This window comes from Streptomyces colwelliae (genome assembly GCF_048158785.1).
Taxonomy (GTDB): Bacteria; Actinomycetota; Actinomycetes; order Streptomycetales; family Streptomycetaceae; genus Streptomyces.
Window position 1 is genome coordinate 25,124 of sequence record NZ_JBLTJC010000003.1, and the last position, 24,890, is coordinate 50,013.

A 24,890-nucleotide genomic window follows, 5' to 3' on the forward strand; every position below is an offset into this window, starting at 1 on the left:
CGCATGAATGCCGTCCTCTTCGACTTCTCCGGAACCCTCTTCCGCATCGAGTCAACCGAGTCCTGGCTGCGAGCCGTGTTGCGCGAGACCGGGATCGCGCTGCCCGAACCGGAGTTGGTCGAGGCGGCGCGGGCGCTGGAGTCGGCCGGGGCGATGCCGGGCGGGGCGCAGCCGGAGCGACTGCCCGAGGAGTTCGCCGAGATGTGGGCGATCCGGGACGAGAGTTCCGCGCTGCACCGGGCCGCGTACACCGGCGTCTCACGCCAAGTCCCGCTCCCCGACCCGGCGTTGCACGACGCGCTGTACGAACGGCACATGACGCCGGCCGCTTGGACGCCGTACCCGGACACGGAGGACGTGCTGCGGACCCTGCACGAGCACGGGATCGGCGTGGGTGTGGTCAGCAACATCGGTTGGGATCTGCGGCCGGTGTTCCGCGAGCACGGGCTCGACGCGTACGTGGAAGCGTACGTCCTGTCGTACGAACACGGCATCCAGAAGCCGGACCCGCGGCTGTTCGCGGTCGCCTGCGAGACCCTCGGTGTCGACCCGAAGGACGTGCTGATGGTCGGCGACGACCGGCGGGCGGACGGCGGAGCGGCGGCTCTGGGGTGCGGGGTGCACTTCGTGGACCACCGGCCGGTGACGGAGCGGCCGGACAGTCTGCGGCCAGTGCTTGAGCTGGCCGGGCGGGGACAGGGCGGGCCTCGGGGCTGACCCGGTCAGTACGCGGGACCGCCCTCGGAGCAGTAGGCGGAGCATCCTCGGAGCAATCGTCAATTACAGATTGACGGTTGAGCATCGTCAATTTAAAGTTGACGCATGAGCCCACTCGACATCAGCCTCGCCGATCTGATCGCCCGCCTCGACGAGGAGCTCCCCGACACCGACGCACTGGCTCGCATCAGCGAAGCGCGACTGCGCGCCCAGACCCTGTCCGACCTCGGCGACCAGCTCATCGACCACTACGTCAGCAAGGCCAAGCAGGTCGGCGCGTCGTGGACCGAGATCGGCGACGCCATCGGAGTGTCCAAGCAGGCCGCCCAACAGCGGCACGCACCCGGCCCCTTCGAGCGGTACACCAACCTGAACCGGCACAGCATCGTGCTGGCACAGGAGGCCGCCCGAACGCACAAGCACGACTCCATCGGCACCGAACACCTCCTGCTCGGCCTCCTCGGCGAACCGCGAGGCCTGGCGTACGAGGTGCTGGTGGCGAAGACCGAGTCGGAGCAGCGCGTCCGCGACGCGATCACGGAGGCGTTGCCGCCGGCCGGGGAGAAGACGCTGCGGGGGCACATCGCCTTCCGACCGGAGAGCAAGGAGGCCATCGAACAGGCGCGCCGCGCGGCGGCCGACCTGGGCCACGACTGGGTCGGCACGGAACACACGCTGCTGGGCCTGATCCGCGTCGAGGAGAGCCCGGCCGCGCGGATCCTCCGCAACCTCGGCTTCACGCCGGACGAGTTGCGGGAGACGGTCAAGGCCGAGATCGCCAACAGGCTTGCCGGGCGCGGCAAGTAGCGACGAAGCGATCAGCAGTTCAGCAGTTCAGCAGTTCAGCAGCAGGGCGAAACGATCAGCGGTCGCGCCGGACCGGGCCGACGCGGCCTCCGCACCCCTCAGCCCACGCCGACGCACATCACCCCACGTCGGCTCACCCCTGATAGCCCTCGACCTCGGACTCCGGCCGCGCCCGCGCCTCGTCCGGGTTCTCCCCGAACTCCACCTTGGCGCGGCGCTGGCGCAACAGGTCCCAGCACTGGTCGAGTTCGCGTTCCAGTTGCCCGAGGCGCTGGTGCTCCGTAGTGCTGTCGATCGTGCCGGACGCGAGGGCCTCCCGGAGCTTGCGCTCGTCGTCGACCATCTCGTTGATCCGCGCGAAGATCTGCTGGTCCTGCTCCATGCCCGTGCGCCTCCTCGGCTCGACACCCGTGCCCACTCTAGGGACGGTTCACGTGCCGTGCGACAGATGTGCGAGAAGGCGGCGCCGGGCGCCGGGTCAAAGGTCGCCCAGGGAAACCATTGGGGTGAAAAGGAGCCGCCCGCCTGAGACGATCCCCCGCGTCGCCCCAGACGGACGGCAGCATGCGCCAGGCCCCCTCGACGGGGGACCCGGACGTCCTGAGTATAGTTGGCTGATAGCCAGTCAACGCAGGAGTTACAGCATGTCCCCGCGAAGCGCCTCGGTCAATGAAGAGTTGCGACGGCGTTCCCGGGAACGGCTCCTCCAGGCGGCCGTCGAGCTGGTCAGTGAGCGTGGGTACGACGCCACGACCTTGGGCGACATCGCGGACCGGGCCGGTTCGGCGCGCGGACTGGTGTCGTACTACTTCCCCGGAAAACGCCAGCTCGTCCAGTCCGCCGTGCACCGCCTGATGCACCGCACCCTGGAGGAGGCCCTGGAGCGCGAGCCCCGGACCGACGACGGGCGGGAGCGGATGGCGCGGGCCATCGACGCGATCCTGGGCCTCGCACACGACCGGCCGGTGCTGATGCGCCAGCACATGGCGGGACTTCTCCAGGGCGAGGGCTTCGTGCAGTGCCCGGAGCAGCGGCGCCTGTCCGAGCTGCTCGGGCAGACGATCGCACGGTACGGATCGGGGAACGTCCCCTCCGACTACCCGATGCTGCGCGCCCTGCTCATGGGCGCGGTCTACGCGGCGCTCGTGCCGGGGGTGCCGATGTCGATTCCGGTACTGCGTACCGAGTTGTTCCAACGGTACGGGCTCGACCGGGAGTTGGGGGTCCCGCCGGAAGCCCGCGCGCGGGCCGGAGCGGCCGACACGGACCTGTCGCGGTTCTTCGCGACGGACGACAGGACGACGCCCACACCTGCGCCCGCGCCCACACCCATACCTACGCCCGCGCCCACGCCCGAGAGTTCGGCCGACGACCGGCCGACCGAGCCCTCCGACGCGTAACGGCCGTACTCAGCGCCGGGCGTGACGAGGTGTCAGAAACCCGGCGTCCCGTGCCTGCGAGATGAGCCGGAGGGACCGGCGCCGACTGTGCCCGGTCGCGCACATCACCGCGAGGACGGGATCAACTCCCTCTTCCTGCGCGGCGCGATACTCCTGGGCGATCTGCCACCGCCCCTCGATGCCGCGCGGCCAGGCCGGCCGTGCCCGGCGCGCTCCGCCCGACTCCGCCCCCTCCGACTCGGGTTGCAGCCCGCACGCCTCGAAGAGCGGTCCCTCGATCCAGTCGGCAAGCACCGTCAAGTCGTCGAGGGACAGGGCGGGTTGGGCCCGTACATCCTCGACGGAGACGTTCTGCTCGCACACCACGGCGAGTGCGTCGACCCGGGCGCCGTCGGGGAAGGCCAGCCGGACATGGAACCACGAGGTGGCGCCGTCGTGCTCCTGAACTTCCCACGCGGGCCACACGGACACCGCACCGTCCGCCGGGGAGCGATCGGAAAGATTAACAAAGGATGCTTCTAGCACATACGCAACGTAACCGCATGATCACATTCCATACGAACGGACACGCGCGCCCCCGGCGCGTACGAGTGCGTTCGGCACCCTGTCAGCGGAGCACCCGTGGTGCGATCCTGGAGGTGTCAGTGATCTGGCGAATCAGCGATCTCCTGTGTGCCTGACGGGTGAGGAGTTCCGCCGTGCTGCGTGTCGCCGTCGTCGGCTCCGGGCCGAGCGGGGTCTACACCGCCCAGAGTCTGGTCCAGTTGGAGCCTGGGGTGCTGGTCGACGTCCTGGACCGGCTGCCGTGCCCGTACGGTCTGGTGCGCTACGGCGTGGCACCGGACCACGAGAAGATCAAGTCGTTGCAGAACAATCTGCGGGCGGTCCTGGAGCACGGGCGGGTGCGGTTCCTCGGCGGGGTGCTCGTGGGGCCCGGCGGGCTGCCGGCCGCCCGGCTGCGGGAGTTGTACGACGCGGTCGTGTACTGCGTGGGCGCCGCCACCGACCGGCACCTGGGCATCCCCGGCGAGGAGCTGCCGGGCAGCTGGTCGGCGACCGAGTTCGTGTCCTGGTACAGCGCCCACCCGGACTCCACCGTCGATGGTTTCGTGCTCGGCGCGAGGACGGCCGTCGTCATCGGCGTGGGCAATGTCGCGGTGGACGTCACACGGATGCTGGCGCGCGGCACGGCCGAGCTCAGCCGTACCGACATCCCGCAGGCCGCGCTCACCGCACTCGCCGCCAGCGGGATCACGGACATCCACATGGTCGGTCGGCGCGGCCCCTCGCAGGCCCGCTTCACCACGAAGGAGCTGCGTGAACTGGGCGGGCTCCCGGACACCGAAGTGACCGTGGATCCGGCCGAGTTGGCGCTCGACCCGGACTGTCTCGACCTCTCCGCGCTGCCCGGCGCCCAGCGCCGCAACGTGGAGGCGCTTCGCGGCTGGGCCACGCTCGCTCCCCGGGGCGCCCCACGCCGTATCCACCTCCGCTTCTTCCTCCGTCCCGTCGAACTCCTCGCCGACGCGGGGCGGGTGGGCGCCGTCCGCTTCGAACGCACGGCGCCGGACGGGCGCGGCGGAGTGGTCGGCACCGGCCAATTCGAGGAGATCGAGGCGCAGTTGGTGCTGCGCTCGGTCGGCTATCGCGGAGTGCCGCTGGACGGGCTGCCGTTCGACGCCGAGCACGGCACCGTGCCGCACCGGGCCGGCCGTGTCGTACGCGAAGGGCGGGCCGTACCCGGTGAGTACGTGGCCGGCTGGATCAAGCGGGGCCCGACCGGAGTCATCGGCACCAACCGCCCGGACGCCAAGGAGACGGTGACGTCCCTGCTCGCGGACGCCTCCCTCCTCGCAGCGAAGGAACCCTCCGAGGATCCCCTCGCCGCACTGCGCGCCGAAGGGATCGAGCCGGTCGAGTGGGCCGGATGGGAGGCCATCGAGCGGGCCGAGGCGGAGCTGGGAGCCTCGCTCGGGCGGGGCGGTGTGGTCAAACTGCCGGACTGGGATGCCTTGCTGGCGGCGGTACGTGGGGCCCGCACATAGCCATACGCGGGGCGCACACATAGCAGCTGGGTAAGACACACGGCGGCAACAACCCAGAAATCAACAAACTGTTCAAGGCGCCTACGGTCTCGAACTGTTCGCACGTTCCTCCTCTCTCCGCCGCTCAGGAGTGCCCATGGCCACGACCACACCCGTGCATCCCGTCGACGAGGTCCCACCCGTACGGCAACTGGCCGCCTTCGGGCTCCAGCACGTGCTCGCGATGTACGCGGGCGCGGTGGCGGTGCCGCTGATCGTGGGCGGGGCGATGAAGCTGTCGGCCGCCGATCTGGCGTATCTGATCACCGCGGACCTGCTGGTGTGCGGGATAGCGACGCTCATCCAGTGCATAGGTTTCTGGCGGTTCGGCGTGCGGCTGCCGATCATGCAGGGCTGTACGTTCGCCGCGGTGTCGCCGATGGTGCTCATCGGCACGACGGGCGGCGGACTGCCCGCGATCTACGGCTCCGTGATCATCGCGGGGCTCGCCATCGCGCTCCTGGCCCCCGTCTTCGGCAGGCTGCTGCGCTTCTTCCCGCCGCTGGTCACGGGCACGGTGATCCTGATCATCGGTCTGTCGCTGCTTCCGGCGGCGGGCAACTGGGCGGCCGGCGGGCAGGGCGCGAAGGACTTCGGTGAGCCGAAGAACATCGCGCTCGCCGCGTTCGTCCTCGCGGTCGTCCTCGGTGTGCAGCGGTTCGCACCCGCCTTCCTGAGCCGGATCGCGGTGCTGATCGGCATGGCCGTGGGGCTGGTGGCCGCGGTGGTGTTCGGGTTCACGGACTTCAGCGGGGTCGGGGACGCCGACTGGGTCGGCATCAGCACGCCGTTCCACTTCGGTACGCCCACCTTCCACGCCTCGGCGATCGTGTCCATGCTCGTGGTGGCGCTGGTGACGATGACCGAGACGACCGGTGACCTGATCGCGGTCGGCGAGATGACCGACCGCAAGATCGAGCCGCGCTCGCTCGCCGACGGTCTGCGCGCCGACGGCCTCTCCACCGTCCTCGGCGGCATCTTCAACACCTTCCCGTACACGGCCTACGCCCAGAACGTCGGCCTCGTCGGCATGACCCGGGTCCGCAGCCGCTGGGTCGTGGCCGTGGCCGGCGGCATCCTCGTCGTCCTCGGTCTGCTGCCCAAGCTGGGCGCGGTCGTCGCGGCGATACCGGCGCCGGTCCTCGGCGGCGCGGGTCTCGTCATGTTCGGCACGGTCGCCGCGAGCGGTCTGCGCACCCTGACCCAGGTCGACTTCAAGGACAACCACAACCTCACCGTCGTCGCCGTCTCGGTGGCCGTGGGTGTGCTCCCGGTGGGGGTGCCGACGATCTACGCCCAGTTCCCGGACTGGTTCCAGACGGTGATGAACAGCGGCATCAGCGCGGGCTGCCTGACGGCGATCGTACTGAACCTGCTCTTCAACCACCTTCCGTCGAAGGGGAGTTCACCGGCAACCAGCACCGAGGCTCCTGCCGGCGCTGTCGCGGAGGAGCCGGTCGTCTAGACGAATGAGTCCGATGTCGGGGCCGGTGCGCGAGCTTGAGGAGAGGGCGCTCAAGATCATGTTGCGACGCAAGACCTGAATACCCTCTCTCGGCAGGCTCAGGGGTAGAGGCCGGCCCGGAAGGCGAACGAGACGAGTTGCGCTCGATCACGTGCGCCGACCTTCGTCATGGCCCGCACCGCATGCGTCTTCACGGTGAACGGCGACACGAACATCTGGGCCGCGATCTCGTCGTTGCCGAGACCGCTCGCGACGAGAACGACCACGTCCCGCTCCCTGGGTGTCAGCGCGTCGAAGCGTCGCAGCAGTTCCTGGTCGATCACCGGGGGCGGACTGTCGGTCATGTGACCGATGAGCGCGGCCGTCGCGGCGGCCGACAGCGCACCGCCACCGCCGACGACCTCGGTGATTCCGGCGACGAGTTCAGCGGGGCTCACGGTCTTGCTCAGGAAACCGTTGGCGCCCGCGCGAAGGGCGGCGAGAACGATGTCGTCCTGATCAAAAGTGGTCAGCACGATCACTCGCATCTTCTCGGGTGGGTGCTCTTTGCGGATCCGGCGGGTGGCTTCGACACCGTCGATGCCGGGCATCCGGATGTCCATCAGGACCAGGTCGACGGGGTGGTCCCGGAGGAAGGGGACGACCTGGAGTCCATCGGAGAGGTCACCCGCGACAACGAGATGTGGGTCGAGCCGGAGCATCGCTTTGATGCCGGCCCTTATCTCGTCCTGGTCGTCGACGATCAGAATCCGGGTCATCAGACGACGGCTCCCAGGGGGCTGAACTCCGCATGGACCCGGAATCGCCCGTCGTCACTGTCGATCGTCAGCCGCCCGCTGGAGGACTCGACGCGTTCACGCATCCCCACGAGTCCGAGTCCACTGCCCGAGCCGGAGCCGTGCAGTGCGTGACCGACGCGGTTCTCCACGGTGACGCAGATCCTGCCGTCGCGCTCGCGCACAACCACCGTTGCCGCCCCTTCTCCATGCCGGTAGGCATTCGTGAGTGCTTCCTGAACGACCCGGTAGACCGTCACGCCGACGCTGGGCTCCACGAAACCGGCGGGGATGTCGATGGAGGGACGGACGTCGAGGCCGATGCTCTCGAAAGAGGCGACAAGGCCTTCCAGGCCACTGAGCGCCGGGGTCGGCCGGAGCGCCTCGTCGTCGGAGATGTTGTCTCCGAGGCGGAGGAGGGCAAGGATCCGTTGCGTCTCGACGACGACGGTACGGGCGCTGGACCTGGCTGAGACGAGGGCCTGCCGGGAGGACTCGGCGTCTTGGGGCAGCCCGATCTCCGCGGCACCGAGATGCATGCTCAGCATCGCGACCTGGTGGCCGATGACGTCGTGGAGGTCCCGGGCGATGCGGAGTCGTTCCTCGGTCACCCGTCGGGTGGCTTCGATCTCCCGGGTGGCGATGGCGCTCTCGGCCCGTTCCTCCAGGGTGCGCCAGTGCTCTCGATGGATGCGCAGCGCGGCCCCTGTCGCGCCTCCTGCTATGGCTGAGAAGAGTGCGGCGGCTCCCACGATCGCGCCGCCACGGAATCCTCCCAGCGTCATGAACGCCCCCAGGAAGAACGCCGCCACGATGCCGGTTCCGACCAGCGGCTGCTTCCCCTTGAGGGTGATCGAGAACAGCACGAGCACCGCGATCATCCACACCGACAGGGGGTCGTGGCCCACCGCTGTGACGGCGAAGGACGCCGCGCTCGTCACGACCAGTCCTGCCCACGGCCTCCGCCATGAGAGGGCGACACCGGCACCGGCGAGGAGCACGGAGAGGGCCGTCGGCCAGTCCGACCCTCGCAGGATCACTGCCACGATCTGGCCGGTGAACACCAGCGCGGCCACCGCATAGGCGATGAGGTGCAGCGCCTCGGGGCGGCGGACCCACAGGGGTGCCACGGGCCCGTCCTGATTGTTGTGCGCCTTGGCCATGCCCTGATTCTCTTCCATGTGTGCTGCGGCCGTGTACTTCGAATGATGTAGACGGCGGGCCCGGTCCGGGCGATGGGGACGGCAGAACTCATTCGATTCGAAGTGGATGGCAGAACTACTTCGTTCGAAGTACGCGGCCCCGCCCGAGGCCGCTGAGACTCCTCATCGAGGCGACCGTCTCACACCATCACGATCACAAAACGGGACACCCGATGACTCAGACCACCGTGACTTCCAGCACGACCACGACCTCGACGACGCTCTCCGGGCTCCGATCGCTCTACCTGATCCGAGTCGCCTTCTCCCTGGTCTGGGTGGCACTCGTCGTCACGACCTCCGCCTCGCTCGTGTCGACGGACAAGCCCACAGTGATCGCGGCCGTGCTGCTCGTCATCTACCCCCTGTGGGACGTCGTCGCCACGCTCCTCGAGGGTCGCATGGCCGGCACCGGCTCCACGGACCGCGTCGGTACCACCAACATGGCTCTCGGCCTCGCCGCCACCGCCGGGATGATCATCGCCGTCTTCTCCACCATCGGGACGACCCTGCTCGTGTTCGGCATCTGGGCCCTCCTTTCCGGAGCGATCCAGCTCGTCGTGGCGATCCGGCGCCGACGCGCCGTCGGTGCCCAGTGGCCCATGTTCATCAGCGGCGGCCTGTCCGTCCTCGCCGGTGCCTCCTTCGCCGCCATGTCCGCCTCGGCGACGAGCAGCCTGTCCACCATCGCCGGATACTCGGCCTTCGGTGCCTTCTGGTTCCTCGTCTCCGTCATCGCCCTGAGCATCCGCAGCCGACGCGAACAGCGCTGACGGCGTCTTCCGCTTCGACAAGACCATCGCCGCGAACAAGGCTCTCAAAGCGCTGCTTGCCAACGGTGATCAGTGGTCGTACGCGATCAGGGAGCGGGTCACCGGGGCGCTGGTCTGCGGTTGTGCCAGATCGCAGCGGTCATCGCGAGGATGCGCTGGGCGACCCGGATGGCGACGCCCTCGAAGGTCCGGCCGCCCTGTTGTTCCAGGTCGAGCTGGCCTTTGAGGGAGGCGTTGACGGATCCGATGAGCTGGCGGACCTCTTGAGAGCATGGGTTCGCCATAGCGGACCTTCTCCCGCTTGCGGGACGGCCGCGGTAGCTCGACGCCCTGCCCGGCGAGGTCCTGCTCGAACACCTTGCCCGCGAAGCCCTTGTCGGAGATGAGCAGGATGCCCTCGCGTTCGGTGACCAGGTCGGCATCGGTCTCCAGCATCGAGGCCAGGACTTCGCGTTCGCCGATCTTCGGGTTGGCCGGCGCCCACACGATGGGCATGCCGGTCGGGGTGCAGACCAGATAGAGGCGCAGGCCCCAGAAGAACCGCGAGTGGGAGGCGCAGTAGCCGTACCCGGCCCACCCGGCGAGGTCCGAACGTCGGATCGTCGGGCGGGACATCCCGCACGGCACTGGCGTGGAGTCGACGATCCAGTGGTTGCAGGGCTTGCGCCACGGCACGGCAGACGAACTCCGAGTCGGTCAGCAGCGGCGGCGGCCGTCCCATCCACCGGGTCCCTCCGATCTCGTCGTCGATCTTCACGTACAGCGCGGTCAAGAGGGTATTCAGGTCTTGCGTCGCAACATGATCTTGAGCGCCCTCTCTTCAAGCTCGCGCACCGGCCCCGACATCGGACTCATTCGTCCAGGGTCCGTCCGGTGGGATCCTGTCGCGGGCGCGGGGCGTGGCACGCACCCCCGTCCTAAGCACGTGGGCCCCAGCGGAGTTGCCGTCGGTCGCCGACTCCTCCATTCTCGGCGCCCACAACGGCAACAGCTGATCTCAACGTCCCTCCCGCCTCACAGCCGCAGGCACGACGCCCCGCTCACCGGCGCCGATCAGGCACCACCGATGCCCTACGGCCCGATCAGCGCAGCAGTCCAGCAGGGACCGTCGCGGCCAGCACGCCGTACCCCGCCGGATTGAGATGGAGCCAGTCGCCGACCTGGAGGGCCGGGAGCAGGCGGCGCGGGTCGGCGGGGTCGCGTACGGCGCGGTCGAAGTCGAGGACCGCGTCGAAGCAACCGGCCGTGCGGATCCAGGAGTTGACCACCTGGCGGGAGGACTCGCGTTCGCCCGCCGGGTCGTCGTAGGTGTTGCCGCCGAAGGGGAGCAGGGTCGCGCCGCAGACGCGGATGCCCTGCGCGTGGGCGCGGACGACGATCTGGCCGTAGGCGGCCAACAGGTCCTCCGTGACCTGGTGTTGGGCGGCGGGGGTCGCGTCGGCGGTGCCGATGTCGTTGACGCCCTCGAAGACGATGAGGCGGGTGACTCCGCTGCGGGAGAGGACGTCCCGGTCGAGGCGGGCGAGGACGTTGGGGCCGAGGCCGTCATTGAGGACGCGGTTGCCGCCGGCGGCCTGGTTCAGGATCGCCACGGCCGCGGTGTCGGGGCGGGTGCGGAGGCGGTCGTAGAGCTGGTCGGGCCAGCGGTCGTTGGCGTTGGTCGTGGAGCCTCGGCCGTCGGTGAGCGAGTCGCCCAGGATGGCTACGGCCGTGGTGGCGCGCGGGGCCAGGACCTCGACGTCGCTCAGCAGATACCAGTGGTCGACCGGGGTCGCCCCGGGCAGCAGGTCCTGGTCCTCGGTGTGGTCACCGGTGCGGAGGTACGACGTCGTACGCGAGCCCGGGTGCGAGGTGAGGGCGAGCGAGGGCTGGCCCGTCACCAGGTAGGTCGTCACGGTGAGGACGGACGCGGGGCGCAGGTCCAAGTCCAGTGGGTCGGAGACCAGTTGGGCGCCGACGGGGACGGTCGCGGATCCGCGTCCGGCGAAGGTGACCGGTCTGCTGCTGCCGGCGACGATCGCGCTCGCTCCCGCCCTGCCGTCCTGTGGGAGGGCCAGCGTCACGGCGGTGAGCGGGAGCGGGGTGTCGCCGTAGGCGTTGGAGAAGCGCAGGCGCAGCTTTCGGCCCCCGGCGGTGACGCGGAGTGTCTGGCGCAGGGTGGTGTCGACGAGGACCGACCTGGTTCCGGTGAAGGGCGCGGGTGGCAGGTTGCCGGGCTCGGTGAGCTGGGGCATCGCCGTCCAGGTGTTCACCCAGTGCGTGACGGGCGGGGCCGAACTCCCCTCGGCGCGTGCGGAGTTGGTGGCGACCAGGGCCGACAGTGCCGTCGTTGTCGTGGCGACGATCACTGTCCGTCTCGTTGGCTGCACGGAACCGGCCTTCCTCTGGCGGGAGTTGGGGGCGAGGGTGCGTGCCGGAGGTGTCGGGCACGCACCCGGAGACGGGGTCAACCGACCGTGCAGGCCGTCCCGTTGAGCGTGTAGGCCGTCGGCGCCGCGCTGTTGCCGGTGTGGTTCGCCTGGTAGCCGATGGTCACGCTCGCGTTGGGGGCGATCGTGCCGTCATAGGAGGCGTTGGTGGCCGTTACCGTGCCGGATGCCGGTGCGTAGGTGGCGCCCCAGCCGTTGGTGATGGTCTGGCCGGTGGGCAGGGTGAAGCCGAGCTGCCAGCCATTGACCGCGCTCGTGCCGGTGTTGGTGAGCGTCACGGAGGCGGTGAGGCCGGTGTTCCAGGCGCTGGTCGTGACGGTCACCTTGCAGGGGCCGGTCGAGGGCGGGGGTGTGCCGCCGCCGCCGGTCAGGCCGAAGAAGGTCAGGACGCGGGCGCCCATGCCGTAGGTGTAGAGGTTGTGGGTGACGCCCTGGAGGCTGATCGCCTCGACAGGGGCCCGGTCACCGGTGGCGCCGTAGCGGGTGCGGGTCCAGCCGGTCGCCGGGGTGTCGGTGGCGGCCGGGGTCTGACTGACGCCCTGCACGTTCGTCCACTGCTTGATCTCTTCCCCGAAGTTGGGGTAGCGCAGGATGTCGTCCGCGGTGCCGTGCCACAGCTGCATGCGGGGGCGCGGGCCGGTGTAGCCGGGGTCGGCGCCCCGGACCAAGTCGCCCCATGCCTGCGGGGTTTGGATCACGGTTCCGTTCGCGCAGGCCGTGTTCCACTCGGAGCCGTCGGTGGTGGCGAAGCAGCCGAACGGTACGCCGGCGAAGGCGGCGCCCGCCGCGAACACGTCGGGGTAGTCGCCGAGCAGGACGTTCGTCATCATCGCGCCGGAGGAGATGCCCAGGGCGAAGACGCGGGAGGTGTCGGCGGAGTAGGTGCCGGCCACCCAGTCGACCATGGACTTGATGCCGACCGGGTCGCTGCCGCCGTCGCGGTGCAGGGCCTGGGGCGAGGAGACATCGAAGCACTTGCTGGCCCGGGTGACCGACGGGTAGACGACGATGAAGCCCAACTGGTCGGCGAGCGAGGCGTATTCGGTGCCGGAGTACATCGCCGGACCCGATCCCCCGCAGTAGTGCACGGCCACGACGATCGCCGGGTGCGCGGTGACGGCGGCTGGGACGTACACGTACATCTGGAGGTTGCTGGGGTTGGTGCCGAAGCTGGTGACCTCGGTGAGGGTGGCGGCGGGGACGGCCTCGGTGCGGGCGGCGGCCGGGGGCGCGACGAGCGCCAGGGCCGCGAGTAACGGCACCAGTGCTCCGAAGAGGGCGACGAGTACCGAACGCGGCGGTTTTCTCGATGACTTGAGGGTGTCGGCGGCTGTGGGGCGCACGTCATCGTCCCTTCCTGATCGCGGCTCGTGCGGCATCTTTCGGGGAGAACAGTCGGCATCGTGACATGGACATGGGTGCCATGGAAGCGCTCCCACGCTTCGAATAGTTTCTGCACAAGCGTTGACTAGAAAGCGCTTGCACCCTACGTTCCGTTCAGAAGTGTGACCGCGCGATCATTCATGGTGCACATCGTTCACGTACACGATCACCCCATTCCCCCGGAAGGGACGCACCCGCATGCGTACTCGCCCCCCACATCCACCTCCACGACGATCAGCTCTGGCGGCGACCGCTCTCGCCGTAGCGGCTGCGCTCGCGCTCCCCCAGTCCGCGTCGGCGGCCGACGCCTCGCCGGTCGGTTTCGGTGCCGGGACGACCGGTGGCGGCAGCGCCACGGCGGTCACGGTGTCGACGCTGGACGCCTTCAAGTCGGCTGTCACCGGCAGCGGTTCGAAGGTCGTCAAGGTCAACGGCCTGATCTCGCTGAGCGGTCAGGTCGACATCGGGTCCAACACGACGGTGCTGGGCGTCGGTTCGGCATCCGGATTCACCGGTGGCGGACTGCGTCTGAAGAAGGTGACCAACGTCGTCGTCCGCAACCTGAACATCAGCAAGCCGGTCGCGCCGGCCGACGGCATCACCGTGCAGGCCTCGACGAAGGTGTGGATCGACCACAACGCCTTCTCGTCCGACCTCGACCACGGCAAGGACTACTACGACGGCCTGCTCGACATCAGCCACGCCTCCGACTACGTCACCGTCTCCTGGAACACCTTCAAGAACCACTACAAGGGTTCGCTCGTCGGCCACAGCGACAACAACGCGAGCGAGGACACCGGGCATCTGCGGGTGACGTACCACCACAACTGGTTCGACCAGGTCAACTCCCGTATCCCCAGCCTGCGTTTCGGCACCGGGCACTTCTACGACAACTACGTCGTCGGCGCCGAGACGGCCGTGCACTCGCGCATGGGCGCCCAGATGCTCGTCCAGAACAACGTCTTCCGGGACACCGAAGTCGCCGTCACGACGAACCGGGACAGCGACGTGGACGGCTACGCCAACCTCAGCGGCAACGACCTCGGCGGAGCCGCCACCGAGATCTCGCAGGCCGGCACGTTCACCAGCCCGCCGTACAGCTACACCGCCGAGCCCGCCTCGACCGTCGTCGCCTCGGTGACCGCGGGCGCGGGCACCGGAAAGCTCTGACCACTCCCCCACCTCGGAGAAGGAATCGGGACATGACTTCTTCCGCACGATCACGTGTGCTCACCGGCGCACTGACCGCCTTCGGTCTCTCCATTGGCATGATCATGGCATCCGGCACCCTCTCGCCGGCCAGCGCCGCCACCTGGCCCACCGCGAGCGGCAGTCAGGCGGTGACCTCGACGATCTCGGTCTCGGGCACCAAGGACTACGGGTTGCTGCGCCTGTACGGCAGCGGCGACCTGGGCACGGGCGGCCAGGACGAGGACCAGGGACCCATCCTGGAACTGGCCCCCGGTGCCGTCGTCAAGAACGTCATCATCGGCTCGCCCGCCGCCGACGGCATCCACTGCCTGGGCAGTTGCACGCTACAGAACGTCTGGTGGGAGGACGTCGGCGAGGACGCGGCGACCTTCCTGGGCTCCTCGTCGTCCAACGTGTACACCGTCTCCGGCGGTGGCGCGAAGGAGGCGAGCGACAAGGTGTTCCAGTTCAACGGTGCCGGGACGCTCAACGTCTCCAACTTCGCGGCGCAGACCTTCGGTACGTTCGTCCGCTCGTGCGGCAACTGCAAGACGCAGTACAAGCGCACGATCAACCTCAACACCATCGAGGCGACCTACAAGGGCAGCCGGATCGTCGGCATCAACACCAACTACGGTGACAGCGCGACCCTGAAGGGCATCACGATCGTCGGGGACACCAGCAAGAAGATGATCCCCTGCCAGAAGTACATCGGGAACAACACGGGCGCGGAGCCGACGACCAACGGCACGGGCGCGGACGGCACTTACTGCCGTTACTCCACCTCCGACATCACCTACCGGTAGACCGGGCGCACCAGCTTCAGCGCGGATGATCTCGCACACTGCCCTCTTCACGCGCTCTGAGCAGTACCAATAGCGGATCCACTACTGGCTCGCACAGCAGTAGAGGGGGCCGTCATCCGGCCACGGACGGCGGCCCTCACAGCCTCAGGGATTCTCAGGGGGTTTCGGCATGCGTATGGGGACTTATGGCGACAAATCGCGTGACTACGACCGTCGCGCAGACCAGGCGCTGGTCGCCGTCTACAACCTGGCCAAGGCTGGTGGCGGGCACAGTGGCGATGCAGTCGAGCCTGCATACCGAGACCAGCGAAGCCGGAGTCGTACCGGAAGCTCGTGCCTTACCCCAGGGACGGCTGTCCACGTGCACTACGTCGGTGAGCGGCAGGAGCTCATGAACTCGACGTGGCTGTGCAGCAGCGATCTTGGAGAGCGCGCCGGCTTTCGGCCGATGCGTCGAGCTCCGCACGTTGCTTCTCGTCCAGCCCGGTGAGCGACAGATGATCACGCTCGCCCGGTGTGAGCCGCGTGAGGTCGAGCCCGGACCCGGGCAGCATGGTCACGCCTCCGAGGCGGCCCCGTTGCGCGGTCACCGGCAGACCGGCGTCACGGAGCCAGTTCAGGTCCCGGGTGATGGTGCGAAGGGACACCCCGAGCGCCGAGGCGAGTTCCTGTGTGGTCACGGCACCCCTCGATCCAAGGAGCAGCATCAGGGAGAAGAAGCGGTCCGGGGTCACCCACCGATTTTTTCAGGAATTGCGACACGATGCGGCGCATATCCCGGTCAGGCTGGCGAATGCGTACCTACGACCTGGGAAAAGGAACAACCATGACCACATCCGTCGTGTCCATCGTCTACGTGAACGACGCTCCCGCCGCAGCTCGCTTCTACGGCGAACTCCTCGGACTGAGCCCCTCGTTCGAGACTCTGGGATACATCACCTTCGGCCTCGGGCCAGGCGCTGGCCTCGGTGTGTGGTCCGGCCAGTTCGAGGATCTGTCACCGGACGTCCCGCGCACCGGTGAGGTCTGCCTGGCCATCGACGGTGGACCCGACGAGCTCAACGCGATCTTTGAGCAGTGGAATTCCAAGGGGGTCACGATCCTGCACGAGCCTCATGACGCGGGGTTCGGGCTGACCTTCCTCGCAGCCGATCCTGACGGGAACCGCATCCGCGTCGCACCGCGGGACTGAGGGCTGCGGCCGTGAGCGCCATCAACGTCGTCGGCCACATCGAGAAGACCGACGGAGCAGTCCGCCTCCATCTCGGCCCCAGGCGGTCAGCCCGGCCGCCCGATCAGTGTCTGGGCCATGGGCGAACGTCTCCGCGAACCCGGTATCCGGCCTGCCGAGACCCGCTCAACTACCCTGTCCCAGCTCGCCACCGAGCTGCCCGCCACGGTCCTCGCCCGCAGCCTCCGCATCGATATCACCATCGCCGTGAAGCGGCAGCGAGCCGCTGTCGGAGACTGGGCGGCATGCGCAGCCAAGATCAGTCGCCGGAAGAAGGATTCATGAGGGTATCGCTGACGGTCGCACAGTTCCCCATCACCTGGGACGTTGAGCGGAATGTGGAGTTGATCTCCGAGGTCCTGGCCGAAGCCCGGCCCGACGACATCGTCGTCCTGCCCGAGGGCGCGCTGTCAGGTTACGGGCCCGACCTCTCCGTCCTCGGCGACCTCGACACTCTGGCTCTGGCGCACGCCGCAGACCGTGTTGCCGACCTGGCACAGCGGCACGCGGTCCATCTGTTCTGCGGCACGTTGCTCTTCGAGCAGGGAGTCTGGAGCAACGCCGCCGTCTACTTCTCACCCAACGGCGGGAGGTGGATCTACCGGAAGATCAACCTGGCGATGCACGAACGCGGCCGACTGGAAGCGGGGACCGACCTCTCCCCCCTTTCCATCCCGATGGCCGGCGGGCAGGTCACCTTCGGCGTCCAGATCTGCCGGGAGATCCGCCTCCCCGAGCAATGGCAGCACCTTGCCGGCAGCGGAGCGCAGGCGTTCATCTATCTCACCCACGCCGCAAATACAGCCGAGCCGGCCGGGGTGTGGAGAAGCCATCTCATCAGCCGCGCGGCGGAGAACCAGCGGTTCGTCCTTGCGGCGAACGTCGCGGATCCTCACCAGCACTGCCCCAGCATGGTCATCTCGCCGCGAGGAGAGGTCCTGGCCGAGGTGACCTCCGGCGACACCGCCGTCATCAGATCCACCATCGATCTTGACCAGTCCGGCAATTGGTACCTCGGCCAGCGGCGGCAAGACCTGCTGAGGCTGTCCTACGAAGGACAGGGCAGATCGATATAGACGGTGCGAAGGGCAGCTGCCCACAGGATCACAGCCGCCCGTACCGCGCGCCCCGCGCGCCCTTCCCGCAACGACCGTCCACCGGCTGACACCGGTCAAGAACCGCTGAGGGCGCCTGCCGGCACCAAGGCTTGACACTATTTCGAGGCGGCCAATTCGGCGTCCCTCTTCTGCAGAGCTTCGTCCGCCAGGCGGCCGATGTGTTCCGCCAGCACATGCACCGGCTGCTGCCCGTCGAGGATGTGGTAATCCGGGCTCGCTCCCCACTCCTGGCCCAGGAAGATGTCCCTGACTCTCGACATCCGATCGTGGTCCACTTCCTCCCAACGGGGCCTGTCGCCTCGGCTTCGGATTCTGTCGACCGCCAGTTCGGCGGGGATGTCCAAGTACACCGTCAGTTGGGGTTCCGGTAGATATCTGTTGAGCTGGATGATCCATTCCACATCAGGGATACCTCTGGCGACCATCCACGCGTATGAGCTGTACACATAGCGATCGGATATGACAACTCCGCCGTCCCGCATCCACGGCAGCATGGCCGTGCGCATATGACGCAGCCGGTCCATCGCGCTGAACAGTACGAGTTCCGGGACCACGTCAACCATGTCCGTTTCGGACAGTCGCTCCTGGAGAAAATCGTTGAGGGTCGGATCGTCGCGAAAATGCGCCGTGACGGGGCGGGTCCGGTGTACGGTCCGCTTGGCTGAAAGACGCTTCTCCAGAAGTTTCGACTGGGTGGTCTTGCCGGATCCGTCCAGTCCGCAGAGTGCGATCAGCGCACCGTTCGCCGGGACCTTCCAGCGCTCGTCATTCATGGGACGATACCTCCTCTTCCAGCTGATGTACGTCGGCGCCAAGAGCGCGCAGAGAACCCAACAAGTCGCCGTGGCCTCGTCGCAGGTGATATCCGCCATGAATGGTCGAGTATCCGTCCGCCACGAGCGCGGCAAGCATGTAAGCGACGACGCACCGGATATCCTCGCCGACCACTTCGGCGGCCTTGAGAGGCGTCGCCCCCGTTACCGTGATGGCGCGACCTCGCGCGCTCAGCCGCGCACCGAAGCTGCGCAGCCCCTCGACATGGCTCGCCCTGAGCTCATGCACGCCTTCATGAATATGGGTGATTCCGGCCATCTGCGTGGCAAGGACCGTGCCTTGCGGTTGCAGGTCCGTCGGGAAACCAGGATGAGGGGAAGTCGTAATACTGTGGTCACAGTCGTTTTCGCCAGGGCGCGACCCCATGGTGACCGTACAGCCGTCGGCACCTGATTCGATCCTGGCACCCGCCGAACGCAACAGTGACCAGAATTCCTCCGGCAGGTTCTCTTGCGAGAAGCCGAGGAGGGTCACCGAACCGCCGGTCAGCGCAGCTCCTATGGCAAGAGTTCCCGCTTCAAGACGGTCAGGAGGGAGCACCTGGCGCGTACCCGATACATCGGTCCTGCCGGCGACTTCGATGGCGCCGTCGAAGCGGTGCCGCGTAGCGATGCCACAGCCGTTCAGAAAGGAGATGACGTGCTCGACTTCCGGCTCAGGGCTCGGCTTTGTGATCAGCGAGGTCCCTTGCGCACGAGACGCCAGCAGCAGCGCCGTGATCGTCACGCCGAGGCTCGGCCCATTCCTGGTATCCGCCGAGAACTTGAACGGGGAAGGCCGGCCGCGACCGAGCCGTGCGGTCAGGACGGCACCGTCTTTCTCGACAGTGGCGCCGGCCGCCTCCATTGCCGCCACATGCCGGTCGATGGGACGCGGGCAGAAGGCGTCCCCGCCGGGGAGAGGAAATCGTACCCGTCCCTCCTTGGCAAGAATGGCAGCCGCCAGGGAGGGTGTTATACGCAGACGACGTCCAAGGTCCGTGGGGATAATCGGATACCGTGTCTGCGAGTTGAAGAAGAACTCGAAATTACGGCCGTTGAGCTGGGCCTGATGGCCAAGTTCGTGCGCTATGTGCGCGACCGTCTCGATGTCCAGGATCGATGGAACATTGGCCAGTGATACTCGACCATCAGCGATGAATGCTGCCGCCGCCAGCAGAACGGCACACCCCTTCGCCCCCTGAATTCCAATCCTTCCCTCAAGTCGGCTTCCACCCAGAATTTGCACCGGAGGATGCGGTAACATTTTCCCTCCCTCGCCATGGCGCAACCAGGCACGAACTTCATCCCGGCCTTGTCGCGCGATTCGACCGAATTTCCCGACAAGGGAAGATTCATCATGCGGAAAGAATGTGCGGCTTTTCGGGCGACTCTTCAGGCCAGGGTTATGTGCCGATCCCACAGGGTCAGTGCACCGTTGGCCGTCCACAGCCGGTCGTTGGAATAGTTCAGGCTCGCCGACCGCAAGTCCCGGAAAACCCGTTCCAGCGGGATCGGGGACTGCGCCGAATACCCCACCGAGAGCCCCGCAAGATCGATCATGCGGTCCGTCGCGCGGAACGACAGCTCCGACGCGGCCAGCTTCAGCGTGTTGAGGTGGATCTGCATCACCTGCGGGGACACCTTGCCGGCGCCCTCGCGCAACTCGGCCACTTCGCCCGTGACCCGCTGCAGATAGGCGTGCACCAGCTCCAAGTCGAAGCGGATCCGGGCCAGTCGTTCACGTACCAGATCGGACGACAGTGACGGCCCTCCCTTTCGCCGGGAGCCGCGCAGATGACCGACCAGCTCCGCGAAGGCCTGGCGAGCAGCGCCCAACCAGCAAGCGGACAGGCCCAGGTGGGCCAATGGAATGGCGGATTCCGAGGCGATGGCGCGGAACGCACCGGGGCCGCCGACAACGTGGTGCTCGGGAACCGTGCCGGAGATCCGGAGGGACACGTTGTCCATGGCTCGCATGCCAAGGGTGTCCCAGTCGCCGGAGCTCTCGATCGCCACCTGGCCCCGTGCGGCGTACACCAGCGACACTTCGTGCACCGAGGTGTCCTCGCCCGCGCGCATGGTGATGAGGAACCCGTCCGCGTACTCGCCGCCGGAGACGACCGGCGCCAGACGGTCGAGGTGTACACCGTTCACGTCCGGGGTGATCGGGGCATGGGCTGTGATGAAGCTCCAGTTGTTGGCCGCCTCCGTGGTTACCGACGCCAGGTACGTGTCGCCTCGGGCGACGGACGGGAGCAGTTCGTCCTTGAGTGCGTCGGCGCCGTAGCGGATCACGGCGTCGACCTGTTGGCAGTGCATGGCCCAGATGGATGCCGTGCTGAGACAGGCGCCCGCCAGCCGCTGAGCCACGGCGACGAAGTCCGGTAGCCCGGCGCCCCGGCCGCCGTACTCCGCGGGCACCAGAAGACCCAGCAACCCCGCCTTCCTGATCACGTCCATGCTGGCGGCGGGGAACACGGCCTGTTTGTCGGCGTGGCCGGCGTGCTCCCGCAGTACATCGAGCACTTCGGCGATCGGCAGGCCGTACTCGCTGTCGAGCGTCGTCATGCCTGCTGCTCCGTTCGCAGTGTCTGCACGGCCTGCCAGAGACTGGCGGGGGTGGCGAAGGTGCTGGGCAGCAGCAGGCTGTCCGGGATCTCGACGGCGTACGTCGACTCCAACTGCAACAGCAGCTCGACGGTGGCCATCGAGTCCAGGCCCACGGCCGCGAGATCCTGCTGCGGCAGGAGCACGGTGTCCGCGGGGAGCGAGCGCAGCAGGGGGCGGAGTACAAGCTCAAAAGAGGAGTCCCAGGGGGGAGTCATATCCGTGATCCTTCCGATGCTGTCAGCGCGACGGGGGTCAGCCGCAACTGGCGGGTGTCGATGGTCCGGTGGCCGTCGAGGACCACCTCGGCGGCCACCGGATGGCTGAGAAAACCCAGCAGGCTCGCGGACAGGCCGTAGGCACCGGTATTGGGGATGCTCAGCACGTCCCCCGGTTCGACCGGGCCGATGACGGCGGCCCTGCTGAGCACGTCGAGGGGGGTGCACAGCGGTCCGACCAGGCTCACCGGCTCGTCCTGCGGTGTGCCGACGTGTTCGGGTTCGGCTCCCGGAGCGAGGATCCGCCCCAGCCCCGCCATTCCCCCCAGTACATGAGTCCCGGCGTCCAGCACGGCATACGTTCTGCCGCCGCTGCGTTTGACGTCCAGCACCGTGGTCAGCAGGGTGCCGCAGGCGGCGGTCAGGTACCGACCCGCCTCGAACGCGATGACCGGGCGGCCATCCCGCCAGCCGGGCAGCTGCCTGTCCAACTCGGCGGAGAGCGATCCGCGCAGTCCCAGGTAGTCGGGCAGCGGCCCCGGCTTGGCGAACGGCGCGGCGAAGCCGCCGCCCAGGTCGACCAGGGACGGCTCGAACCCTGTGCGTCTCATCAGTTCGGCCACTGTCGCGACGCTGCCTTCGAACTCCCGGTGCAGCGCCGACGGGTCGGCGATGTTGGTGGCGGGGAACAGGTGGAAGCCGGACGGCCGTGTCGCGTCATCCGCCTCGAACAGCTCCGGCAGGGTGCCCAGTTGGTCGGCGTCGATACCGAACTGCGACGGGGTGCCCGTCATCCGGAGCCCCACCCCACCTGCTTGGGCGGTGGTGGCGTTGACCCGCACCAGGTACTCCGCACAAGCTCCGTGCGCCCGTGCGGCCGCAGCCAGCCTGGTCCGCTCGGCGGCCGACTCGACGGAGTACCGGCGCACGCCGGCGCCGACGGCTTCGCGAAGGGCGGCATCCGTCTTGCCCGGACCGGTGAAGAGGATCTCCGCCGCAGGGGTACCGGCGGTCAGCGCGGCGGCGAGTTCGCCGGTCGAGCTCACTTCCGCGCGGATGCCCAGCGACGTCAGCTCCCGTACCAGGACGGGGTGCGGGTTGGCCTTCAGCGAGTAATAGAGGTGGGCCTGCTCGGGGATGCTGCGCAACAGGGCCTTGGCTGCCTCCCGCACCGCCTCCAGCCGGTAGACGTACAGCGGGGTGCCGAACCGGTCCGCCCGCTTCGTCATTTCGTCGTGGACGTCTTCAGGGATTCCCACAGACGCTTCTTATCCACCTTTCCATGAGCTGTCTGAGGCAGCCGGTCCAGGACCCAGCAACGGTCGGGAACCTTGCTTGCCTCCAGCCGCTCGAACAGGCACCGCAGCACGTCTTCCGCGCTGTGCTCCGTGGCGACCCACAGGTGCAACTCGCCGTCCGGGCCCGGAGGTCGCACGGCGGCCTGTGTCACTCCAGGGACGTCCAGGGCGGCGGCCTCGATCTCCGCCGTGCTGGTGCGCATCCCCCGTCGTTTGAAGATCTCGTCCCCGCGCCCGACGACAGTCAGCCTGTGGGCCTCGTCCAGAGATCCGAGGTCGCCGGTGAACAGAGCCCGTTCGCCGGTGACCGGATGCGAGCGGTAGCGCTCGGCGGTGGCCCCGGGGGCACGCCAATAGCCGTCCATCAGATGCGGACCACGCACCACGATCTGACCGCACTGACCTGCGGGGAGGATCGCACCGTCCTCGCCCACGATGTCCACCTGTGTGCCGGTCAGCGCAGTGCCGGCGCTGCGGGGCGATTCAAAGTCGCTGTCCGGCTCGGCGATGGTGATCCGCTTGCACTCCGTCATGCCGTACATGCGGATGACCGCAGCGCCGGGGAAGGCGGTTCGCAGCTGAGCCGCCGTTCCCGAGGTCAGTTCGGCGCCGGTGTTGGTCAGCAGTCGCAGTGGCGGCAGAGCCCGTCCGCGCCGGGCGAGCTTCAACAGCAGCGCCGCGAGCGCCGGCACGAGTGGCAGCACCGTGGCGCCGTACTCATGGGCGAACTTGAGTACCGCGGGCTCGGACTGGCGGCCGGTCACCGCGAGCGTGGCGTGGGCGTGCGTGCACAGGAAGGCCTGGTAGAGGCCGTAGTCGAAGGTGAACGGCAGTCGGCAGTAGACGACGTCGTCCGACCGATAGCCCAGCCGTTCCGCTATCGCTTGCACGGCGAACGCGACCTGTCGGTGGCGGCAGACGACGGCCTTGGGGTGCGAGGTGGAGCCGGAGGTGTACATGAACAGCGCCATGTCCTCGGCGTTGGCCTCGTCCACCGTCTCAGGGGTGGCAGGCAGCCGTTCGCACAGCCGTGCCACATCGACCTGCCGCGAGTCCCCCGCGAGGGGGTTTCCCGTCTCCGTGACGATCACCGCCGGATCACAGTCCTCGACGAGCGAGCGGAGCTGGTAGAGGCGAGCGTCCGGGCTCACCGGCACGAATACCGCTCCGGAGCGCAGCGCGCCGTACATGAGCCCGATCAGTTGACGGGAGTTGGGCAGGCAGCACAGCACCCGGTCGCCGCGGCCCACCCCACGCTCCCTCAGCCAAGCAGCCACCGAACGACTGAAGCGGTCCAGCTCGCGGTAGTCCCATGAACCGCTCTCGTCGCGTACGGCGAGCGCGTCGGGGCATTCCTGGGCAGCCCGGGCCAAGGCCTGGTGCACCAGCACGGTGTCCTCCCTTTCCTTCCTCAGGTCCGCGGTAGCTGGACGGTGTCCCGCAGCGCCTTGCCCCGGCCGATGTCGAACAGGCGGTGCCAGAACGGCTCCTGCCAGCGGCGGGCCTCGCCGTCCATGGCCCCGTACTCGTCCAGGTAGTCGAGGGGCACGTGACACAACGCGGCCAGTTCGGCGTCAGGGACGTAGTCCGGGTAGAGCTGGGCGGCGTAGTACATCGCGTAGTAGACGACGGCCTCGGCTCCGTACTGTCGGGCACGCTCCCGCACGGCGGGCCACAGTCCCTGCTCCGTGAGCTGCCGGCAGGCCAGCGCGATGTCGAGGAACTTGAGGATCTGCAGGTCGAAGCCCGCCGCGATGTAGTAGCGGCTGGTGGCCTCCTTGTGCAGATGGGAGCACAGGTCTATGAACTGGTCCGGAGGCGCCAGGGCCGACCCGGTCGTACCGCACACCGACACCTCGATACGGCGGTCCAGCAGTTCGGCCGTCGTCACCGCGGCGCCGGAACTCTGGAAAATGTCCAGGCACACGTCGACGTTGAACGACTCGATGAAGTCGCGGTGCGTGATCTTCACATAGGGCAGCTCGTTCTTCAGGTTCAGCCGCCAGTAGGCACGGGTCCTGCGGCTGAACTCCTTCACCTCCTGCCCGTCGGTGTCGACCCAGCCTTGTGCATAGCCCAGGGCGCCGAGCAGTTCTCCGGCGGCCATCGCGTCGGTACGGTCGATGAGCAGGTCGAGATCGCTCATCGGACGCAGGGCGGGGTTGCGGTACAGGTGCTCGGCGATCAGCGGGCCTTTGCGTACGGCGTAACGCAGACCGGAGGACTCGAAGCAGCGGATGACCTGCCCGAACTCCTCGAACAGTCCGGCGTTCCGCTCCCTGTTGGCCACATGGCCGCTCTCGAAGATCTGCGGGTGGGGGATGCGCCGCGTCCGCCCGTCGCCCTGGAACAGCCGGTACGTGATGATGTGGTGTCCCACCAGCGGAAACACCTTGTGTCTCAGCGCCCGCTCGATGAACAGGCCCCAGTCGAGGTCCTCTCCGACGGAATCGATCAACTGCTTGACCTCAGTGACCTCGTCGACCGTCAAGGACGGTCGGCTGAGTGCGAGAAGAAGCCGGAACTCGGCCCGCTCAGGCAGAGATGTCGTGGCCATCGGAATGTCACCACCG

At 68.0% G+C, this 24,890-nt stretch carries 25 protein-coding genes and 1 pseudogene; 11 read left to right on the forward strand and 15 right to left on the reverse strand.

Features of this window, described 5'->3' with window-relative positions:
* The first annotated feature begins 3 nt into the window (after positions 1 to 3).
* Together ACNFOC_RS01135 and ACNFOC_RS01140 are read left to right on the forward strand one after the other, a co-directional pair.
* Positions 4 to 717, forward strand: coding sequence for an HAD family hydrolase (locus ACNFOC_RS01135; protein ID WP_416955624.1), 714 nt, complete (start codon positions 4 to 6; stop codon positions 715 to 717).
* Positions 718 to 822: 105 nt separating this feature from the next.
* The gene (locus tag ACNFOC_RS01140) at positions 823 to 1,524 is read left to right on the forward strand and encodes a Clp protease N-terminal domain-containing protein (protein WP_416955626.1); all 702 of its coding nucleotides are present in this window, start codon (positions 823 to 825) and stop codon (positions 1,522 to 1,524) included.
* Between the two features lie 133 nt (positions 1,525 to 1,657).
* Here the strand turns inward: ACNFOC_RS01140 and ACNFOC_RS01145 are convergent, their stop codons facing one another.
* Entirely contained in the window at positions 1,658 to 1,906 is a 249-nt protein-coding gene (locus ACNFOC_RS01145; protein WP_416955628.1) for a DUF2630 family protein, read from the reverse strand.
* 262 nt (positions 1,907 to 2,168) lie between these two features.
* Between ACNFOC_RS01145 and ACNFOC_RS01150 the strand changes: the two genes are divergently transcribed.
* Positions 2,169 to 2,924 carry a TetR/AcrR family transcriptional regulator gene (locus ACNFOC_RS01150; RefSeq protein WP_416955630.1) on the forward strand — a complete coding sequence of 252 codons (756 nt, stop codon included), beginning with the start codon at positions 2,169 to 2,171 and terminating at the stop codon, positions 2,922 to 2,924.
* Positions 2,925 to 2,933: 9 nt separating this feature from the next.
* Here ACNFOC_RS01150 and ACNFOC_RS01155 read toward each other — a convergent pair whose 3' ends face one another.
* Positions 2,934 to 3,395, reverse strand: a complete 462-nt coding sequence (locus ACNFOC_RS01155; protein ID WP_416955631.1) for a DUF6214 family protein — start codon at positions 3,393 to 3,395, stop codon at positions 2,934 to 2,936.
* A 227-nt stretch (positions 3,396 to 3,622) separates the two neighbouring features.
* On the opposite strand from ACNFOC_RS01155, the gene ACNFOC_RS01160 reads away from it, so the two are divergent.
* A complete protein-coding gene (locus ACNFOC_RS01160) occupies positions 3,623 to 4,969 on the forward strand; it encodes an FAD-dependent oxidoreductase (protein WP_416955633.1) in 1,347 nt (448 codons plus the stop codon).
* Between the two features lie 136 nt (positions 4,970 to 5,105).
* Positions 5,106 to 6,473 (forward strand): nucleobase:cation symporter-2 family protein, encoded by a 1,368-nt coding sequence (locus tag ACNFOC_RS01165; RefSeq protein WP_416955635.1) that lies wholly within the window; start codon positions 5,106 to 5,108, stop codon positions 6,471 to 6,473.
* A gap of 98 nt (positions 6,474 to 6,571) precedes the next feature.
* Here the strand turns inward: ACNFOC_RS01165 and ACNFOC_RS01170 are convergent, their stop codons facing one another.
* Both ACNFOC_RS01170 and ACNFOC_RS01175 read right to left on the reverse strand, forming a co-directional pair.
* Entirely contained in the window at positions 6,572 to 7,231 is a 660-nt protein-coding gene (locus tag ACNFOC_RS01170; RefSeq protein ID WP_416955637.1) for a response regulator transcription factor, read from the reverse strand.
* Positions 7,231 to 8,412, reverse strand: coding sequence for a sensor histidine kinase (locus ACNFOC_RS01175; RefSeq protein ID WP_416955639.1), 1,182 nt, complete (start codon positions 8,410 to 8,412; stop codon positions 7,231 to 7,233). The genes ACNFOC_RS01170 and ACNFOC_RS01175 overlap by 1 nt, the downstream gene beginning before the upstream one ends.
* 212 nt (positions 8,413 to 8,624) lie before the next feature.
* Here ACNFOC_RS01175 and ACNFOC_RS01180 point away from each other — a divergent pair, with 212 nt between their 5' ends.
* On the forward strand, positions 8,625 to 9,221 hold the full coding sequence (locus ACNFOC_RS01180; RefSeq protein ID WP_416955641.1) for a DUF308 domain-containing protein: 597 nt from the start codon (positions 8,625 to 8,627) through the stop codon (positions 9,219 to 9,221).
* A gap of 69 nt (positions 9,222 to 9,290) precedes the next feature.
* On the opposite strand, the pseudogene ACNFOC_RS01185 reads toward ACNFOC_RS01180, so the two are convergent.
* The 3 genes and pseudogenes from ACNFOC_RS01185 to ACNFOC_RS01195 all read right to left on the reverse strand — a co-directional run bounded on the left by ACNFOC_RS01185 (position 9,291) and on the right by ACNFOC_RS01195 (position 12,993).
* A pseudogene (locus ACNFOC_RS01185) lies at positions 9,291 to 10,005 on the reverse strand (transposase family protein).
* 298 nt (positions 10,006 to 10,303) lie between these two features.
* Entirely contained in the window at positions 10,304 to 11,590 is a 1,287-nt protein-coding gene (locus tag ACNFOC_RS01190; protein ID WP_416955643.1) for an SGNH/GDSL hydrolase family protein, read from the reverse strand.
* Positions 11,591 to 11,667: 77 nt separating this feature from the next.
* The gene (locus tag ACNFOC_RS01195; RefSeq protein ID WP_416955645.1) at positions 11,668 to 12,993 is read right to left on the reverse strand and encodes an extracellular catalytic domain type 1 short-chain-length polyhydroxyalkanoate depolymerase; all 1,326 of its coding nucleotides are present in this window, start codon (positions 12,991 to 12,993) and stop codon (positions 11,668 to 11,670) included.
* 238 nt (positions 12,994 to 13,231) lie between these two features.
* Here ACNFOC_RS01195 and ACNFOC_RS01200 point away from each other — a divergent pair, with 238 nt between their 5' ends.
* Both ACNFOC_RS01200 and ACNFOC_RS01205 read left to right on the forward strand, forming a co-directional pair.
* Positions 13,232 to 14,203 carry a pectate lyase family protein gene (locus ACNFOC_RS01200; RefSeq protein ID WP_416955647.1) on the forward strand — a complete coding sequence of 324 codons (972 nt, stop codon included), beginning with the start codon at positions 13,232 to 13,234 and terminating at the stop codon, positions 14,201 to 14,203.
* A gap of 32 nt (positions 14,204 to 14,235) precedes the next feature.
* A complete protein-coding gene (locus ACNFOC_RS01205; RefSeq protein WP_416955649.1) occupies positions 14,236 to 15,030 on the forward strand; it encodes a pectate lyase in 795 nt (264 codons plus the stop codon).
* Positions 15,031 to 15,419: 389 nt separating this feature from the next.
* Here ACNFOC_RS01205 and ACNFOC_RS01210 read toward each other — a convergent pair whose 3' ends face one another.
* On the reverse strand, positions 15,420 to 15,764 hold the full coding sequence (locus tag ACNFOC_RS01210; protein ID WP_416955651.1) for a helix-turn-helix transcriptional regulator: 345 nt from the start codon (positions 15,762 to 15,764) through the stop codon (positions 15,420 to 15,422).
* A gap of 92 nt (positions 15,765 to 15,856) precedes the next feature.
* Between ACNFOC_RS01210 and ACNFOC_RS01215 the strand changes: the two genes are divergently transcribed.
* From ACNFOC_RS01215 to ACNFOC_RS01225, 3 genes are all read left to right on the forward strand, one after another.
* Entirely contained in the window at positions 15,857 to 16,222 is a 366-nt protein-coding gene (locus ACNFOC_RS01215; protein ID WP_416955653.1) for a VOC family protein, read from the forward strand.
* Positions 16,223 to 16,339: 117 nt separating this feature from the next.
* Positions 16,340 to 16,546: a hypothetical protein gene (locus tag ACNFOC_RS01220; RefSeq protein WP_416955655.1), complete on the forward strand. Its 207-nt coding sequence runs from the start codon at positions 16,340 to 16,342 to the stop codon at positions 16,544 to 16,546.
* Positions 16,543 to 17,337, forward strand: a complete 795-nt coding sequence (locus ACNFOC_RS01225) for a carbon-nitrogen hydrolase family protein (protein ID WP_416955657.1) — start codon at positions 16,543 to 16,545, stop codon at positions 17,335 to 17,337. The genes ACNFOC_RS01220 and ACNFOC_RS01225 overlap by 4 nt, the downstream gene beginning before the upstream one ends.
* Positions 17,338 to 17,474: 137 nt before the next feature.
* On the opposite strand, the gene tmk is transcribed toward ACNFOC_RS01225, so the two are convergent.
* The 7 genes from tmk to ACNFOC_RS01260 form a co-directional block, all read right to left on the reverse strand.
* Positions 17,475 to 18,152, reverse strand: a complete 678-nt coding sequence (gene tmk, locus ACNFOC_RS01230) for a dTMP kinase (protein ID WP_416955659.1) — start codon at positions 18,150 to 18,152, stop codon at positions 17,475 to 17,477.
* Positions 18,145 to 19,458, reverse strand: coding sequence for a UDP-N-acetylglucosamine 1-carboxyvinyltransferase (locus ACNFOC_RS01235; RefSeq protein WP_416955661.1), 1,314 nt, complete (start codon positions 19,456 to 19,458; stop codon positions 18,145 to 18,147). Before ACNFOC_RS01235 ends, tmk begins: the two co-directional genes overlap by 8 nt.
* Positions 19,459 to 19,586: 128 nt before the next feature.
* A complete protein-coding gene (locus ACNFOC_RS01240; protein WP_416955663.1) occupies positions 19,587 to 20,762 on the reverse strand; it encodes an acyl-CoA dehydrogenase family protein in 1,176 nt (391 codons plus the stop codon).
* Positions 20,759 to 21,019, reverse strand: coding sequence for a phosphopantetheine-binding protein (locus tag ACNFOC_RS01245; protein ID WP_416955665.1), 261 nt, complete (start codon positions 21,017 to 21,019; stop codon positions 20,759 to 20,761). The genes ACNFOC_RS01240 and ACNFOC_RS01245 overlap by 4 nt, the downstream gene beginning before the upstream one ends.
* Positions 21,016 to 22,278 (reverse strand): type III PLP-dependent enzyme domain-containing protein, encoded by a 1,263-nt coding sequence (locus tag ACNFOC_RS01250; protein WP_416955667.1) that lies wholly within the window; start codon positions 22,276 to 22,278, stop codon positions 21,016 to 21,018. Before ACNFOC_RS01250 ends, ACNFOC_RS01245 begins: the two co-directional genes overlap by 4 nt.
* Positions 22,245 to 23,708: a class I adenylate-forming enzyme family protein gene (locus ACNFOC_RS01255; protein WP_416955669.1), complete on the reverse strand. Its 1,464-nt coding sequence runs from the start codon at positions 23,706 to 23,708 to the stop codon at positions 22,245 to 22,247. The genes ACNFOC_RS01250 and ACNFOC_RS01255 overlap by 34 nt, the downstream gene beginning before the upstream one ends.
* A 20-nt stretch (positions 23,709 to 23,728) precedes the next feature.
* A complete protein-coding gene (locus ACNFOC_RS01260) occupies positions 23,729 to 24,874 on the reverse strand; it encodes a nucleotidyltransferase domain-containing protein (protein WP_416955671.1) in 1,146 nt (381 codons plus the stop codon).
* Positions 24,875 to 24,890: the final 16 nt, after the last annotated feature.

Bases quoted from the DNA above. Each gene is read 5' to 3' on its own strand.
- ACNFOC_RS01135 (WP_416955624.1), top strand. From the start codon at position 4: ATGAATGCCGTCCTCTTCGACTTCTCCGGAACCCTCTTCCGCATCGAG.
- ACNFOC_RS01140 (WP_416955626.1), top strand. From the start codon at position 823: ATGAGCCCACTCGACATCAGCCTCGCCGATCTGATCGCCCGCCTCGAC.
- ACNFOC_RS01145 (WP_416955628.1), bottom strand. From the start codon at position 1,906: ATGGAGCAGGACCAGCAGATCTTCGCGCGGATCAACGAGATGGTCGAC.
- ACNFOC_RS01150 (WP_416955630.1), top strand. From the start codon at position 2,169: ATGTCCCCGCGAAGCGCCTCGGTCAATGAAGAGTTGCGACGGCGTTCC.
- ACNFOC_RS01165 (WP_416955635.1), top strand. From the start codon at position 5,106: ATGGCCACGACCACACCCGTGCATCCCGTCGACGAGGTCCCACCCGTA.
- ACNFOC_RS01170 (WP_416955637.1), bottom strand. From the start codon at position 7,231: ATGACCCGGATTCTGATCGTCGACGACCAGGACGAGATAAGGGCCGGC.
- ACNFOC_RS01175 (WP_416955639.1), bottom strand. From the start codon at position 8,412: ATGGCCAAGGCGCACAACAATCAGGACGGGCCCGTGGCACCCCTGTGG.
- ACNFOC_RS01180 (WP_416955641.1), top strand. From the start codon at position 8,625: ATGACTCAGACCACCGTGACTTCCAGCACGACCACGACCTCGACGACG.
- ACNFOC_RS01200 (WP_416955647.1), top strand. From the start codon at position 13,232: ATGCGTACTCGCCCCCCACATCCACCTCCACGACGATCAGCTCTGGCG.
- ACNFOC_RS01205 (WP_416955649.1), top strand. From the start codon at position 14,236: ATGACTTCTTCCGCACGATCACGTGTGCTCACCGGCGCACTGACCGCC.
- ACNFOC_RS01215 (WP_416955653.1), top strand. From the start codon at position 15,857: ATGACCACATCCGTCGTGTCCATCGTCTACGTGAACGACGCTCCCGCC.
- ACNFOC_RS01220 (WP_416955655.1), top strand. From the start codon at position 16,340: ATGGGCGAACGTCTCCGCGAACCCGGTATCCGGCCTGCCGAGACCCGC.
- ACNFOC_RS01225 (WP_416955657.1), top strand. From the start codon at position 16,543: ATGAGGGTATCGCTGACGGTCGCACAGTTCCCCATCACCTGGGACGTT.
- tmk (WP_416955659.1), bottom strand. From the start codon at position 18,152: ATGAATGACGAGCGCTGGAAGGTCCCGGCGAACGGTGCGCTGATCGCA.
- ACNFOC_RS01235 (WP_416955661.1), bottom strand. From the start codon at position 19,458: ATGTTACCGCATCCTCCGGTGCAAATTCTGGGTGGAAGCCGACTTGAG.
- ACNFOC_RS01240 (WP_416955663.1), bottom strand. From the start codon at position 20,762: ATGACGACGCTCGACAGCGAGTACGGCCTGCCGATCGCCGAAGTGCTC.
- ACNFOC_RS01245 (WP_416955665.1), bottom strand. From the start codon at position 21,019: ATGACTCCCCCCTGGGACTCCTCTTTTGAGCTTGTACTCCGCCCCCTG.
- ACNFOC_RS01260 (WP_416955671.1), bottom strand. From the start codon at position 24,874: ATGGCCACGACATCTCTGCCTGAGCGGGCCGAGTTCCGGCTTCTTCTC.